At 57.5% G+C, this 13,069-nt stretch carries 16 protein-coding genes; 3 read left to right on the forward strand and 13 right to left on the reverse strand.

Annotated elements, in window-relative coordinates:
• Nucleotides 1-476 precede the first annotated feature (476 nt).
• Nucleotides 477-785, reverse strand: coding sequence for a hypothetical protein (locus tag MCM46_10955; protein ID MCG3112325.1), 309 nt, complete (start codon nt 783-785; stop codon nt 477-479).
• 190 nt (nt 786-975) lie between these two features.
• Nucleotides 976-1,248 (reverse strand): hypothetical protein, encoded by a 273-nt coding sequence (locus MCM46_10960; protein ID MCG3112326.1) that lies wholly within the window; start codon nt 1,246-1,248, stop codon nt 976-978.
• Nucleotides 1,249-1,341: 93 nt separating this feature from the next.
• On the opposite strand from MCM46_10960, the gene MCM46_10965 reads away from it, so the two are divergent.
• Nucleotides 1,342-1,782, forward strand: a complete 441-nt coding sequence (locus MCM46_10965; protein MCG3112327.1) for a DUF1841 family protein — start codon at nt 1,342-1,344, stop codon at nt 1,780-1,782.
• On the opposite strand, the gene MCM46_10970 is transcribed toward MCM46_10965, so the two are convergent.
• Both MCM46_10970 and MCM46_10975 read right to left on the reverse strand, forming a co-directional pair.
• Entirely contained in the window at nt 1,779-2,138 is a 360-nt protein-coding gene (locus MCM46_10970; protein MCG3112328.1) for a tetratricopeptide repeat protein, read from the reverse strand. The two genes, MCM46_10965 and MCM46_10970, sit on opposite strands and share 4 nt — an antisense overlap.
• A gap of 24 nt (nt 2,139-2,162) precedes the next feature.
• Nucleotides 2,163-2,840: a DUF3386 domain-containing protein gene (locus MCM46_10975; protein MCG3112329.1), complete on the reverse strand. Its 678-nt coding sequence runs from the start codon at nt 2,838-2,840 to the stop codon at nt 2,163-2,165.
• Nucleotides 2,841-3,047: 207 nt separating this feature from the next.
• Between MCM46_10975 and MCM46_10980 the strand changes: the two genes are divergently transcribed.
• Nucleotides 3,048-3,809: an Ig-like domain-containing protein gene (locus MCM46_10980; protein ID MCG3112330.1), complete on the forward strand. Its 762-nt coding sequence runs from the start codon at nt 3,048-3,050 to the stop codon at nt 3,807-3,809.
• Between the two features lie 42 nt (nt 3,810-3,851).
• Entirely contained in the window at nt 3,852-4,178 is a 327-nt protein-coding gene (locus tag MCM46_10985; GenBank protein ID MCG3112331.1) for a hypothetical protein, read from the forward strand.
• A gap of 1 nt (nt 4,179) precedes the next feature.
• Here MCM46_10985 and MCM46_10990 read toward each other — a convergent pair whose 3' ends face one another.
• The 9 genes from MCM46_10990 to MCM46_11030 all read right to left on the reverse strand — a co-directional run bounded on the left by MCM46_10990 (nt 4,180) and on the right by MCM46_11030 (nt 13,051).
• On the reverse strand, nt 4,180-4,536 hold the full coding sequence (locus MCM46_10990) for a hypothetical protein (GenBank protein ID MCG3112332.1): 357 nt from the start codon (nt 4,534-4,536) through the stop codon (nt 4,180-4,182).
• Nucleotides 4,536-5,282, reverse strand: coding sequence for a nucleotidyltransferase family protein (locus MCM46_10995; protein ID MCG3112333.1), 747 nt, complete (start codon nt 5,280-5,282; stop codon nt 4,536-4,538). The genes MCM46_10990 and MCM46_10995 overlap by 1 nt, the downstream gene beginning before the upstream one ends.
• Nucleotides 5,282-6,370, reverse strand: a complete 1,089-nt coding sequence (locus MCM46_11000) for a phosphotransferase (protein ID MCG3112334.1) — start codon at nt 6,368-6,370, stop codon at nt 5,282-5,284. The genes MCM46_10995 and MCM46_11000 overlap by 1 nt, the downstream gene beginning before the upstream one ends.
• A 107-nt stretch (nt 6,371-6,477) precedes the next feature.
• Nucleotides 6,478-7,464, reverse strand: coding sequence for a TonB family protein (locus tag MCM46_11005; GenBank protein MCG3112335.1), 987 nt, complete (start codon nt 7,462-7,464; stop codon nt 6,478-6,480).
• Nucleotides 7,465-7,466: 2 nt separating this feature from the next.
• Complete coding sequence (locus MCM46_11010) at nt 7,467-7,904, reverse strand: biopolymer transporter ExbD (protein MCG3112336.1); 438 nt, start codon at nt 7,902-7,904, stop codon at nt 7,467-7,469.
• A complete protein-coding gene (locus MCM46_11015; GenBank protein MCG3112337.1) occupies nt 7,904-8,404 on the reverse strand; it encodes a biopolymer transporter ExbD in 501 nt (166 codons plus the stop codon). Before MCM46_11015 ends, MCM46_11010 begins: the two co-directional genes overlap by 1 nt.
• 15 nt (nt 8,405-8,419) lie before the next feature.
• Nucleotides 8,420-9,052, reverse strand: coding sequence for a MotA/TolQ/ExbB proton channel family protein (locus tag MCM46_11020; GenBank protein MCG3112338.1), 633 nt, complete (start codon nt 9,050-9,052; stop codon nt 8,420-8,422).
• Nucleotides 9,039-9,401: a hypothetical protein gene (locus tag MCM46_11025; GenBank protein ID MCG3112339.1), complete on the reverse strand. Its 363-nt coding sequence runs from the start codon at nt 9,399-9,401 to the stop codon at nt 9,039-9,041. The genes MCM46_11020 and MCM46_11025 overlap by 14 nt, the downstream gene beginning before the upstream one ends.
• Complete coding sequence (locus tag MCM46_11030) at nt 9,398-13,051, reverse strand: hypothetical protein (protein MCG3112340.1); 3,654 nt, start codon at nt 13,049-13,051, stop codon at nt 9,398-9,400. The genes MCM46_11025 and MCM46_11030 overlap by 4 nt, the downstream gene beginning before the upstream one ends.
• Nucleotides 13,052-13,069 lie beyond the last annotated feature (18 nt).

Here is a 13,069-nt window from a genome sequence, read left to right on the forward strand (position 1 = left end):
GCCTTTCGAAAAAAAGTGCCGCCGTCTTCCGTGAGACAGGCGTTCAGGTAGAAATCCATGACGATCACTTTCCGCCGAATGCTAAAGACCAAGATTGGCTTTCAGTGGTCGGAGCAAGAGGCTGGTTTGTCATCACCAATGATCAGCGCATTCGGTACAGGACAATCGAACGTAATGCACTGATTCATGCAGGAGTCGGCGCGTTTGTTTTGACTTCCGGAAATCTTACGGGAGAGGAGATGGGCCAGACTTTGGTGAAGGCACTTCCCAAAATCAGACGCTTTATAATCAAGCACTCTCGGCCCTTTATCTCAAGGATTACCAGGAGTGGTGAGTTATCGGTCTTGGACGATTAGTAGACGACTGCTTCCGTGTCAAGAAAGCACTCAGGTTTGTTTCAAAGGAAACAAAGAAAATGACGAACCCCCGCTTTGGCAAGGCGATGCCCTAACGGTGAGCGATTCCCGCATGACAACCTACGGTCGTAAAATCCTCCCGAGAAAATCTTGGACCGGCCCTTCGCTGTTAAGCCCGTAGGCCGCGGCCGGTTTTTCGTTTTTGTCGTAGACGACCAGCATCGGTTCTTCGTCCTTTCCCATCATCAACTTCGCGCGAAGCTTCCCCTTCTTATCGACCAGCTCGAAGGCTTCCGCCCGAACCGCTTTGGCCTGTGAAGGCTGGGCGAACGCCGGTTCGGTCCCGGTCCATCGGGCCAACCCTCCGCCGAACCAGATCCCCGCGATGAACGCGATCAGCCAAAAAAGAATCGAACTTCTCCTTTTCATTTCTTCTCCTTGTCGATCAGTGATGGTGACGAAAAATTCAAAGAAGCAATCAGCCGTCAGCGCTCAGCTTTCAGCTTGAAGCTTTTAAATCTTTGGCTGACTGCTGAAAGCTGACCGCTATTTAAGCAAAGGAGGGAGCGATGAGGGATGAAGCGAACGGTTCCACGCGCGGTCGGACGATCGGTGCAATCTACTCCTTCAAAATCTCCCGGACTTCCCTCGCATTTTTCAAAAGCCGGTCGATCTTCATTCGGGTCGCCTCGCTCGGGGCGGTCTTGCGGGCTTCGACCAGCTCGGCCTCTTCGGCTTCGGCGAGGGTGAGGAAGTAATTCTTTTCCAGCCGATTCAGCCGTTGCTGAACCACCTTGTCGAAAATATCGTGCCCCAAGGCATAATCAATCAAGGTCAGGTTGGCGTGCCGGAAGACGAATCGTTCAAATTCCTCTTTTTGCTCCTGGGTCATCGATTTCTCTTTGGTCTCACGGTTTGAGATCGACCTTGATCATCCCGATCGGACTCTGTTAAGATGCCTTTTTATCTTTTGAAGGAGTCAGGCATGGATTATCTCTTTTCAAAGCAGGCCCTTTCGATCTACTTCAACGTTTGGGAGCGGATGAAGCGGGAGGAGGATCTCTCCGGCGATTCCGAGCTGATCGCCGACGCCATGAGAGCGCATCCCGAATTCGATTCCTTGTGGCCGCAGGGGGAAGCGGCCTTCCACCCGCAGGAGATCGACGGCTTCGTCGTCAATCCGCTCATCCACACCGGCCTCCACGTCGCCGTGGAAAAACAGCTCTTTCAGCAAGATCCCGAAGAGGTCGAAGTGGTCTTTAAGGCGCTGCTCGAGAAGGGAGTGCCGCGCCACGAGGCGATCCATCGGATCGCCGGCCTCTGGGGGAATCTCTACTTTCTCTCGGTCCGCCGGGGCGGCCCGCTGGAGGAGACGGTCTATATCGAGGAGCTCAAGCTGATGATGGAGCAGGCGGAGAATTCCTAGGCCGCTCCGGACGAAGGGCCGGCCGGGGAATCGGGTAAGGCCCGTTTTCCCTTCACCCGATTCAGCCGCGCCTTCATTTTTTCGGTCGGGATCATATCACCCCGGACGGTTCCGATCTCGATCCCCTTCAGGTAGACCGCTTCGGCCTCCTCCAGATTTCCCATCTTCTCCAGGCAGCGTCCCAAGATCTCATAGGCCGCGGTGTAATCGGGCTTAATTTCGATCGCCCGCGCCATCGCCGACGCCCCTTCCGCAAAAAGCCCCTCATCATAACAGGCCTGTCCCAGTCCGAAGTGGGTGATCTCACTCTTCGGGTCGAGTTCGACCAGCTTTCTCATCCGCTCCAGACGGGTCACGGCAGGGCTCCTTGCCTCTCCGAATTACATCAACTGATGGTTCTTAAACTCCAGGATCCGGACGATCGCCGTTCCTTTGTCGTTCGAGATGATGCGGCGATACCCGGGGAGATAGAGCCCCTTCACTTCGGTCGGGCGGTCGGTGAAGGCCTCCGCCTGCATCAGCTGCCCGTCGGGGGAGAAGTAGAAGACGGTATAGCGGGTGGTGAGATGTTTGCCGTCGGAGGTGGTCATCGCCTCTTCGACGTTGATTGTGAAGCTCATCTTCCCCATGCTCCGGGAGATCTGCTGAATCCGGTCGTCTTTGATCCGGTAGCGGGAGTTCATTCCGTCGCCGTTGATGATGATCTGGCGGCCGAGGGGATGGTGGTCTTCCGGGGCGAGGGTCAAGGCGTATTTTCCATCGGCCTCCTCGAAAGGACGGGAGGCGCGATGAACCGCCATCATCCCGATCTGGTTTTGGGCCCATTTCAAAAGCGGCTCGTCGGCGCCGTCGACGGTGACCTCCGCCTCTTTGGGCGATTTGATCTTGACCTTCCCCTTGTATTCCTTGCCGTTGTCATTGAGGACCAGATCGGCGGTGAAACCGGGGAACTCCTTCCCCCAGCGCGAGGTCTTCTCGTAGGCCCGCCGAAGTAATTCTTTCGCTGCGGGATCGTCTTGGACCGTTGTTTCCGTTTGCGAACGTTGATAGAGCTCCATGGTAAACCCTCCCTCTCGTTTAAGTTAACCGGATTATAGCCAATTCGTTTCGAAGAAGACAAGGGGCGGGAGGGAAACCTCGCAAAAAAGGTTCACTTTTGTGTGGGGTGTTTCCCTCTTTTCCCAAGAAGGGCCCCGCCGGATCACGCTTCGGCCCTGAAAAACCGGTCCGGCCTTTGCACCGGCGTTCGGTAAACAGGACTGCCGATGATTGACCGACCCTGTCGCTTCATCTCAAAATTTTTTTATGCGCTCATCTTCCCGGCAATGATTGTCTCTTTTCCGGCCGCGGCGGCGATCGGTCCGATCGGCGAGGCGCCCGGGATCGTCCGGACCGTTCCGGGGGAAAATGAAAGCGAGGTTGCGCCGACCACCCCGATTATCGTGGAGTTCACAAAACAGGTCGACCCGCGGACCGTGACGGCGGAGACCTTCCATGTGGAAGGGGCCGAGGGGGTCGTCCACTACAACCCCGAGACGAAGTCGGCCACCTGGACTCCGATCGCGCCGCTGGCGCCATCGAAGCAATACCAGGCCGCCGTCACCGGCGACGTCGCCGATCTGGAAGGCCACCATCTTCCCTTCTCCTACCGTTGGACATTCACGACCCGATCGGCGGAAGAAACCCTTCTGAATATTCAGCAGACGACCCCGACGGACAATGCGACCCATGTTCCCGTGGCGACACTGATTTCGGTGACCTTTAACAAACCGATCGAGCCGACCAGTCTCAAACCCGATTCGATCGTTGTGGTTAATGAAGAGAAGCTGGAAGGAATCATTGCGTATGAGCCTGTGACCCAAACGGTCACCTTTTTGCCGAAATCGCTCCTGGCCTATGAAGAACGGTACACCGTTATTTTAAAAGAGGGAATCGAAGATCGGGCCGGCAATCGCCTCTTGACGGCGGAGAGCTGGTCGTTTACGACGGAAGGGCCGCCGACGCCGCTCAGCCAAATTCATCCCTAGCAGGATAAACCAAAAATCTTTTGATCAGACAGGAGATGAGACATGGAAAAGTTCGTTCGGATAAAAGGGGGAGGCCTCTTCCTGGCGGGGCTTCTCTTGATGTCGGTTTTATCGACCGGCTGCGCCGGGAAGCAGAAGGGGGACGATTTCTATCCGGTGGAGGCGGCACGGCGCGCCGAGGTATCGGCCGACGCCGCTTCGTATGGCCATCCCTTCCGGTTGCTCGCCTTCGTCCTTCATCCGGTCGGGGTGCTGCTCGACTATGTGATCGTTCGCCCGATCTACTACGTCGCCTCGGTTGCGCCGAGCCTCTTCGGCTACACCGCCGAAGATGAAGCGGCATTCGAAAAGCAGCGGGAGAGATATTAGCCTACGTCGTCACCACATCCTGTAGATCCCCCAGAAGCAGAAACGGCTCTCCCCATTGGGTCGGGTCGGTCAGGCTCCAGGGGCTTTCCGGGTCGGGTTTGAATCGAAGGCCGCAGTTGCCGGCGCTGTGGAGGAGATAGGCGACGCCGCTGCCGGAGTCTTCGACCGGCTGGATGAACGCCTCGGCGGCCGGCGCTTCTTTCTGGTCGGTCCATCCGGTCACCTGATACCACCGGCCGTTTGGATCCTGATCGTAGAGGCGGACCTGAACCACTTTCTTGGCGGGGCCGATTTCGCGAAACCGCATCATGTCGGCGGGCCGGCAGTTCGGATTCTCTTCGATCTCTTCGAGGATCATCAGACCGCCGTTTCGGAGCGGATGTAGCTGAGACGAATTTTCCCTTGCTTCAGATCGCGGTCGGCCTTTTTGTAGCGGTCGATCTCGCCGATATCGTTCCAGTAGCCCCGCGTCACATAGCCGAAGAGCTTCTCGTTTTTGCGGAGCATCTCCACGTACGCATCGGTGATCGAGTAAAAGGTCCGGGCGGGAACATAATCCATCACGTGCGGCTCCATCACATGGACGCCGGTGAACATCATCCGGCGCGCCTTCTCCCCGTTCCAGGTCGTTTTTCCGAGAATGTTCCGGATCTGATCCTTGGGATCGACTTCGATCGCTCCAAAGCGGTCGACCTCCGGATCTTCCCGAAGGACCAGCGTGGCGGCCCCTTTCTTCCGGTGATGGAACTCGACCAATTTATCGAGGTTCAGATCGATGAGGATATCGGCGTTGATGACGAGGAAGGTCCCCCGCGCGATCGCCGTCTGAATGTTCTTAATTCCTCCGCCGGTCCCCAAAATCTGCGACTCCTCGGAGTAGGTGATGTTCATTCCGAGACGGAGACCGTTGCCGACCTCTTTGATGATCTTATCGGCAAGGTAATGAACATTGATAAAGACGTCGGTGATCCCATATTTCTTAAGGAGAAGAAGGTTGTAGTAGATCAGGGGGCGCGGCCCCACCGGCAGCAGCGGTTTCGGGAGGTCATTGGTTAGGGGACGAAGCCGCGTTCCATATCCCGCGGCCAAAATCATTGCTTTCATTACGGTTGCAACTCCTCTACATATTCGGCCAGAAGGGCATGCAGCGGGGCGAGGCGCCGGTGTTTCTCAAGATTCCGCTTTACCTTCCGGAGCGTCGGCGGGACATACTGGAGAAAACGCGGGTTCTGCTTCACCCGGTCGATGTAAACGAACCGGCCGGCCGCTTTTAAGTTTCTCTGGATGCTGACCAGATCAAAATACTCCCGGAACATCTCCGGCGGCACCCGCTCCCCCGAACGGGCCTCTTTCCGTTGAAGGTAATAGGCGATCAGATCGTCGATCACCGGTTCCGGAAGATCGATGTACGAGTCGCGCAGCAGCGAGGCGAGATCATACTGCGGCGGGCCCATCAAGGCGTCTTGAAAGTCGATCACGCGGACTGCGAACCCGACGGAGTCGGTCTGGATCATTAAATTCCGGCTGTGGTAGTCGCGATGCGTGAAGACCTGCGGCAAGGAGGCGAGCCGGAGGGCGATATCGGAAAAGTAGGCCCGGATCGCATCGCGTTGCTTTTGAGGGATCGGCATCCCGGTTCGGGCTTCGATGCCGTATTCGATAAAGTGATCGAACTCCCAGACGAAGAGCGCCTGGTCGAAGGCGCGATGGTGCGCGATGCAGGCATTGGGCGGGGCGGCGGTGGCATCCGCTTGAATCGTCAGGAGGGTATCGATCGCTTTTTGATAGTGTTCTTTCAAAACGGCAGGGTTGCCGGCCGCTTTCTCTTGAATCACCTGGGCGAGGGTGATGTCGCCGAGATCTTCCAGAAGCATCCATCCGCGCGCCGCATCGTAGAAGAGAATTTCGGGAACCGCCACCTTACAGGCGTGGAGGTGCCGCTGAATATTGATGAAGGGGAGTTCGGCGATCTCGGTCGGCGCGCCGCTGACCGCCTCCTCGGAGGCCTTGAAGCCTTCGGGCGCCGCCATCACCATCAGGATCAGCGATCGGGCCGACCCGTTTTCTTCCCACGAAACCCGGTGATAGGTGCGATTGGAGGCGTCCCCGGCAAGGCTGTTTATTTCGATTTTTTTCGCCGAAAGTGCGAGCGCGCCGCTTAAGATTTTCCGGAGGTGTTCTGAATCAACCATGGATATCCCAAAACCGATGCTATTCTGACATTAATTCTTTTTCCTGTCAATTCGGTAGGGGGGTGTAGGGGCGACTCGTCGGGTCATCGAAGACACCCCCGAGTTTATCAGCCGGCGGGCGAGAACGAAAGGGGATAGAGGACGGTGGTGGTTCCCTGAGCGGTCGGCGGAAATTTCCATCGAAGGATCTCTTGGAGGACCTCCCTCTCAAAGAGAGGATCGGAGAGCGAGGAGGTGACGACCCGGCATTCAATGACGTGACCCTGAGCGGTGATGGTGAACTCGACCGTCAAAAATCCCTGCAGACCCGGTTTCTTCAGAAGCTGTTTGTTATAAATGAGCTGTAATCTGTCCCGGTTCTGCTGAACGATCCCGGAAACGGCCTCCTGATTTTGCGCGCCTCCGATACCTCCTTGCTGCGTGATTTTCGCCTGAGAGAGGTCCTCTTGAACCGCCGCCTGCCGTGTCTGTGTCAACGTCGTCTCCTGCTGGGCCAACGTCCGTTGGCGGATTTTGTCAATCTCCTCCTGTGCGAACGAAGGAAACGGGGGGGAAGAAGCGGCAGGCGCAGAGGGGGAAGATTTCTTTTCCGCGGATGGAGGAGCGATCTCTTTCAGAGAAGAGAATCCTTTTCCTACGGAGGACGCCGAGCCGGACCCTTTGTTTCCTCCCAACAATCCGAGAAGGCCGATATTCTTCACCTGTTCCTGAGGCGGCGCTTTCGGGGGGGCCGGCGTCGAAGAGGCCGGCCCTGCCTGCTCCACCCCCGGGGCCATCTTCGGCGAAGGGGGGAGCGCCGGTTTTTCGACTTGGGCCGGCTCGATTCGGGGGGGCTCTAATTTGAGCGGCCCGACTTTCGGCGCCTCTACAGCGGGCGGGGCCGCCGGTAGAACGGGGGCCTTTTGCGGCTCAACGAGGAGACGGGCCACCCGGGGCGGCTCCTGCGGCGGCGCGATCCGGGCCAATGTGTTTAAATGAAACGATTCCCCCTTCACCTGAACGAAGATCACCACGGCGGCATAGAACGAGAGAAGCACCGTCAAGATGCGCCGGAAGGTTTTATCGGTATCGAGAAGAGTCATCTCATCCCGCATCGTCACATCTCCCGGCTCAGAACCGCCAGCGAGATCTGCTCGATGCCGGAGTCGGTGCAGGTGACCATCACCTTTTTCAGAAGAGCAAACGGAATCGTTCGATCGCCGAGGATGGTGACCTTCTTTCCCCCTTCCGCCGAAATCCGCCTTTGGAGGGAGGCGATGACGACCTCCTTTTCCTGCAAGACCGCTGCGGTGTCGGCCACCGGTGTCCCGTCGACCAAGATCTCCTTGGGTGTGACCGTCACCGTCAACGCCCGCTCCGGCGGCTGCGAGGCGGTCGACGCCGGCAGAATGACATCTTTGGCGACGGAGAGGACCTCCTCTCCGTTCGAGGCCTGGAAGAGAAGGAAGATGACCAAGATCGTAAATATATCCATCAGAGAAATCAGGTTGATATAGGGGACCATGCTCTTTTTCCGCTTCATTCGACGAATCATCAGGAAATCTCCCCCAATGAGACGTCGGGGAAAAGGGATTGAAGGCCGCTCTGTCCGCCGTTCACCGATCGGCAGGCGTCCATCACCGAGACCAGGTCGGCATACACTGTCTTCGCCCGGCTCAAGATCACGACCTCTTTTGAGTGGGGGTGCTCCCTTTTCAACCGCTGCATCAGCGTCGAGAGGGCGTCGGCGTCGGGCCTCCCTTCCCGGTGTTTGATGATCGCGATCCGCTCCGGGCCGTTCGAGACCGCCACCCCTTCTTCTTCAATCGCCACGGTCAAGGAGAGCGGGGCGGCGGCCGGCGCGTCCGGACGCTGAAGGGTGACCCCCCCTGACTCCTCCCCCAGGCGGGGAAGGTGGAGGTCCAGAATCGCCAGCCGGGAGAAGACGGCAATCGTCAGGAGCACCGGAACGAGGGTGATCATCAGATTGATGTAGCCGAGCTTGAACGACAGGGCCGTCGCCTCGGTCCGCGCTGCCTTTTTTCTTTTGAACATTTCCCTGCGCATCCCTCAGCTCTTTTCCGAGAGAATCTTTACGAATTTAAAGCTGAACTCCTCGATGTGGTCGAGCAGTCGGCTGGTCCGGGATTGAAGGATGGTATAAAAGAACATCAATGGGATGGCGACCAGGAGGCCGAAAGCGGTCGCATACATCGCGGTGGAAATCCCCTCCGCCAACAACGCCCCCTTCTGGGCCGGATCGGCGGCGGAGATCGCTTGGAACGACTTGATCAGGCCGAGGACGGTCCCGAGCAATCCGAGGAGATTGGCGGTGTTGGCCAGGGTCGGGAGATAATCGATCCTTTTTTCGATCTGCGGCACAATCTCCAGAAGCGCTTCGTCGACCGCCCCCTGGACCGCCTCTTTCCGAATCGGCGGAGCCGCCTCGGTGAGCCCTTTGGCGAAGACCAGACTCAGGGGGGCTTTCGAGACACTACAGGCGGCGAGCGCCTCCTCTCGGTTGTTCCCCTTCAGCGCCTCGCGAATCGTCCCCAAGAGGGCGGTTCCGTTGACCTTGGAGCGATTGATGAAGAGGATCCGTTCAATGACGATCGCGATGCCGAAGATCAGAATCAGAAAGATCAGAGAGATAAAGATCCCCCCTTCCTTCGCAACCGCCGTCAGCATTTCAACGATTTCCATGTTTCTCTCCTTTAAATGATTCGCTTGTTTTGAGCTGATCCTCCATGAAATAGGAAGGATCGGATTCTCCTAATTTCCGGAAGATTTCCTGGGCGATATTCGACTCTCCTCCTTGTTCTCCCTCCCAAGGAAGGGGGGTCGATAGGGCGGGGAGGGGCTCATTCGAGCCGGTTCCCCCGGCTCCTTTGGCGACAGACCCGGCCCCTTTGATCCGGGATTCATCCAGCACGATCGTCTTATCGGAAGGGGCCGGACGGTCGGCACCGAAAAGCGGCGCCTGGAATAGGAGGAGGGTTAGAACGATAAAGAGCGATCGGATTCCCGCTTTTCGAAAAAGAGTCGGTTTCATCGAATGTGCGCCTCCTCTGTTTTAGAGCGTTCGGCTTGTGAGTGAATCCGCTCGAGACCTTCCCGGCTTTTGGCGATCCATCCGCTCTCATCACTCTCGACGCCTGTCGCCTTGGCCCAGTCGATGTTTTGCCGGTAGGCTTCCCTTGCTTTCTCAAGATAGGGGAGCGCCTGTTCCATGAGGAGACGATCGTAGGCCTCCTTCTCCTCCGCGGAGAGATTCTTGGGGCGCTCTGATTTTAAGAGTGACTCGCTGAACTCCTCAAAGACCTCCCCGGTCCGATGGGTGGCCGCGAGGGCCAGCGCCGGCGAAGGATCCTCGGCGGCCTGGCCGTAGTTTTGAAGGAGCCGGTCGAAGAGGCTCTTTTTCTTCTGGAGATTTTTTTCCAACGGGTTTACCAATTGGATCGCTTCATACCGCTTCATCTGGATGTCGGCCAACAGAAGATGGGCCTTCGCCCGATAAAACGAAGGGGTCTCTTTCAGCTTGGCCGATTTTTTTGCCGCTTCTTGCGCCAAGATCCGGACGAGGTCGCCGAGCATCTTCTCGGCGCTCTTCTCTTCTCCCAGTTTTAATTTTGCCTCCGCTCCCCTCACGATCCCTTCGATCTGACGCGCTCTGTTTCCCCGGGCGCGCTCCACCCATTGAAGCGAGAGAAGATAGACCTTTTCCCACGCCGCCATCTTTTCATAAAGTGAAAGGGCCTGTCCCAACGCCTGTGTGGAGAAAGCGGGATCGTTTCCGATTCTCCCCGCCGCTTCGTAAACCTGCGCGGCGGCCAAAGGGCGGTCGGTCTCTTCGTAAAGGGAAGCGAGTCTCAGCAGCGCCAGAGGGTAGAGGGCCGATTGAGGATAGCGCCTGGCGAAAGTAGAGAAAGCCTCCTCTGCTTTTTCCTTCTTTTCGCCCGATCCCCAAAGAGCGGCCGCTTCGAAGAGGGCAAGCGGGGCTAACTCGCTCCGATCGTCTTCGCGGTAGGCGCCCCAGAACGAATCTGCCGCTTCTGCGGGTTCTCCTTGTTGCTTGAGCGCTTCTCCTTGTTGATAATAAGAGAGGACTAAAAGATTTTGGAGCGCCCCCCGCTCATTTTCAGGAAGAGGCAAACGTTCCTTGTCGGCGAAGAAGCGATTTAAATGTCCGATCGCCGCGGAATAATCGTTGTCGTTCAAATATCCCTGCACGATCAGCTTTTGCGCGGCGATCCAGAGGGTGCAATTCCGTTGTGTCTCCTTCGCGCACCCCTGCCTCCCCTCCTCCATCGCGACGACCTCGGCCGATTCTCGGCTCTTGGCGTAATCTTTCTGTTGAAACGCGCGCTCCGCCTGTTTGAGATAGATCTGGGAGAGACGCGTATCGGAGGGGAACCCTTGGATGAAGCGGGTGTAGCCCTCCCAGAGATCGGGATCGGAAGAAGAGAGGAGCCGCTCCAAGAGCAAGATCTCCCGGTAGGCCGCCTCCGGCGCCAAGGGATGGAGCGGGTCGGTGTAAGCGCTGGCCCGGTAGTGCTCGGCCGATCGTCGCTCCTCCTTCAGCTCACTGAGAAGCTCGGCATAAACGAATCGGACCTCGCCGGTTTCACTCTCCTTTGGGAAGATCTGAAGGTAGAGATCATACCAGGGGAGGACCTTTTGATAGAGCGCCGCCCGTTGCGCCTTCTTCGCTTCGACCTGGTAGTAGGTCAATAAAAATTGCAACTGTTCTTTCAGCAGCGGCTTCACCCGCTCGACCTGTTCCGGAGAATTCTCTTTGGCCCATGCGCTCTCGGGCCGGTAATTTTCGATGAACGAGACGCGGGCCTGAATTCCCTCGGGAGTCGAAGCGGATACCGGCTCATTGTAAAAATCGATCATCGTTCGGTGGAGAAAGGGGGTGTCGAGATAGACGGGGTAGGCCGCCACCCATGCTTGGATGAGTTGCACCGCCTCTTTTTTTTGTCCGGCCGCTTCGTAATATTTCGCCATTTCAGAGGAGAGAGAGAAGCTTTCCGCCGGCGACCAGCCGCCGATCCAATCGACCAACCGGGCCGGGCTCCCGCCCGACTGCAAAGTCAACGCGAGAAGACGGAGGTGCTCCTGCCTTTCCTCCGGCGCGGGGGTCGATCGGCAGGGAGATCCTTCCTTCGGCTTGATTTCTTGTTCGGCGGGGAACCAGAGTCGGAAGAAAATGGGAATGACCTCTTTCGATTGGCTCTGCCGGTAATAACTCCACGCTGTCTTGTAGAGCGCCGCGCGATGAAGATAGGATTCCGGGCGATCGACCAGCGGTTGATAATGGGCCGCTGCCTCGGCATACCTTCCCTCCTCGAAGGCGATTTCGCCGAGCCGATAGGACGCCTCCTCGGAATATGGCCCGCTCGGCGCTTCTTCAAGGAGCCGCTTCAGCGCAGCTTTGGCCGCTTCTTTTTTCCCCTGGAGGGCGGCGGCGCGCGCTTCAAGGTAGAGCGGATCGGCAGCCGGCGCACCGGATATTGCGCCGACGCTCTGGAGCGTGATGCAGTGGCGGGCCAATTCAGCCGAAAGTTTTTTCTCCTCCTCCCGAGAGGCCTTCGCTTCCTCTTTGAGATAAGCAACGGCCTGTTGGCGCAGGAGAAGATCGACCTTATTGAGAACGAAAGTGATTTCGGGTTTCTCGCCGACTTCCTCTTGAAGCTGTATCAGGGCCTGCTTTAACAGCGATCCGGGAGGGAAAACAGGGGATGGGGAGCGCTCCCCCTTTCGAATCCGCTCGGCATTTTGCTCAAGCCGCGCGATCCGCCCTCGGATTTCCGTTCGTGCCCGGGTGACCGTTTCGATCGCTCCGACCCGATCTTTTTGGCGGAGGTGGTAGCGAAGGAGTATCTGAAACAGCCGGTCATGGTGACGCGCCTCGAAATTCCCCCCTTCCATCCCTTCTAGGATGCTGACGAGGTTTTCGGGGGCGCCGATTTCAAAGTAACTCCAGCCGATCCCTAGCATCGCCAGATCGGCATAAGGGGTCTCGCCAAAAAGGCGGCCGAGACTGGCGAAGGCAAGCGCATACGATTTACGGGTAAGGTGGTAGTATCCATTTACGAGATGCGCTCGGAGGGTCCAAAGAGAGCGAGGGTGTTGCTCTCCCCATTGAATCCAACGTGCCATCGCTTCCTCAAATCGGCTCTGATTGCCGGAGGAAAGAAAGGCGAGCGCCGAGAGGTAGTAGCGATACGGCGCGTAGGAACTCGATGGAGAGATCGATCCGGCAATGGTGAGCACCTCCGAATAGGCTTTTTTCTGAAAAGCCCCCTGTCCGGCCAATCCGAGGAGCGCCGGCTCATTGCGAAAGAGGGAAGGTTCTTTTTGATAGGCGGTGTAGATCAGATCGAACCGGCCCTGGAGGGCACGGAGTTTGATCAGAAGCTGCCGCGCTTCTCTCTGCGGCGCGTGCGGCGGGTTTTGAAGGAGCTGCTCGGCGGCGTTCCAGAGCCCGGCTTTCAAATAAAAACCGACCCGCTCCTCAAGGGGGGCGGAAGGGGAGAGGCCGCGTTCAGAGGAAAAGCGCTTTAAAACACGGAGGGTCTCCCCCTCTATGGGCGACCATGATACAGCATCGGCGGAATCCTTGGCGGCGGATGCGGCGCATGGGAAGAGAAGTAGGAGCGAAAAAAAAAGAGAGACCGGTAATCCTCTTAGATGCATAATCCTTACTGGTAACAG

The sequence above is a fragment of the Candidatus Manganitrophus morganii genome (assembly GCA_021651055.1).
Classification (GTDB): Bacteria; Nitrospirota; Nitrospiria; order SBBL01; family Manganitrophaceae; genus Manganitrophus; species Manganitrophus morganii.

What these genes read in the sequence shown, in the direction of transcription:
- MCM46_11020 (MCG3112338.1), bottom strand. Translation starts at nt 9,052, where the DNA reads ATGGAAATCGTTGAAATGCTGACGGCGGTTGCGAAGGAAGGGGGGATC.
- MCM46_10960 (MCG3112326.1), bottom strand. Translation starts at nt 1,248, where the DNA reads ATGACCCAGGAGCAAAAAGAGGAATTTGAACGATTCGTCTTCCGGCAC.
- MCM46_11030 (MCG3112340.1), bottom strand. Translation starts at nt 13,051, where the DNA reads ATGCATCTAAGAGGATTACCGGTCTCTCTTTTTTTTTCGCTCCTACTT.
- MCM46_10955 (MCG3112325.1), bottom strand. Translation starts at nt 785, where the DNA reads ATGAAAAGGAGAAGTTCGATTCTTTTTTGGCTGATCGCGTTCATCGCG.
- MCM46_10975 (MCG3112329.1), bottom strand. Translation starts at nt 2,840, where the DNA reads ATGGAGCTCTATCAACGTTCGCAAACGGAAACAACGGTCCAAGACGAT.
- MCM46_11005 (MCG3112335.1), bottom strand. Translation starts at nt 7,464, where the DNA reads ATGCGGGATGAGATGACTCTTCTCGATACCGATAAAACCTTCCGGCGC.
- MCM46_10965 (MCG3112327.1), top strand. Translation starts at nt 1,342, where the DNA reads ATGGATTATCTCTTTTCAAAGCAGGCCCTTTCGATCTACTTCAACGTT.
- MCM46_10990 (MCG3112332.1), bottom strand. Translation starts at nt 4,536, where the DNA reads ATGATCCTCGAAGAGATCGAAGAGAATCCGAACTGCCGGCCCGCCGAC.
- MCM46_10995 (MCG3112333.1), bottom strand. Translation starts at nt 5,282, where the DNA reads ATGAAAGCAATGATTTTGGCCGCGGGATATGGAACGCGGCTTCGTCCC.
- MCM46_11010 (MCG3112336.1), bottom strand. Translation starts at nt 7,904, where the DNA reads ATGATTCGTCGAATGAAGCGGAAAAAGAGCATGGTCCCCTATATCAAC.
- MCM46_11025 (MCG3112339.1), bottom strand. Translation starts at nt 9,401, where the DNA reads ATGAAACCGACTCTTTTTCGAAAAGCGGGAATCCGATCGCTCTTTATC.
- MCM46_10980 (MCG3112330.1), top strand. Translation starts at nt 3,048, where the DNA reads ATGATTGACCGACCCTGTCGCTTCATCTCAAAATTTTTTTATGCGCTC.
- MCM46_11015 (MCG3112337.1), bottom strand. Translation starts at nt 8,404, where the DNA reads ATGTTCAAAAGAAAAAAGGCAGCGCGGACCGAGGCGACGGCCCTGTCG.
- MCM46_11000 (MCG3112334.1), bottom strand. Translation starts at nt 6,370, where the DNA reads ATGGTTGATTCAGAACACCTCCGGAAAATCTTAAGCGGCGCGCTCGCA.
- MCM46_10985 (MCG3112331.1), top strand. Translation starts at nt 3,852, where the DNA reads ATGGAAAAGTTCGTTCGGATAAAAGGGGGAGGCCTCTTCCTGGCGGGG.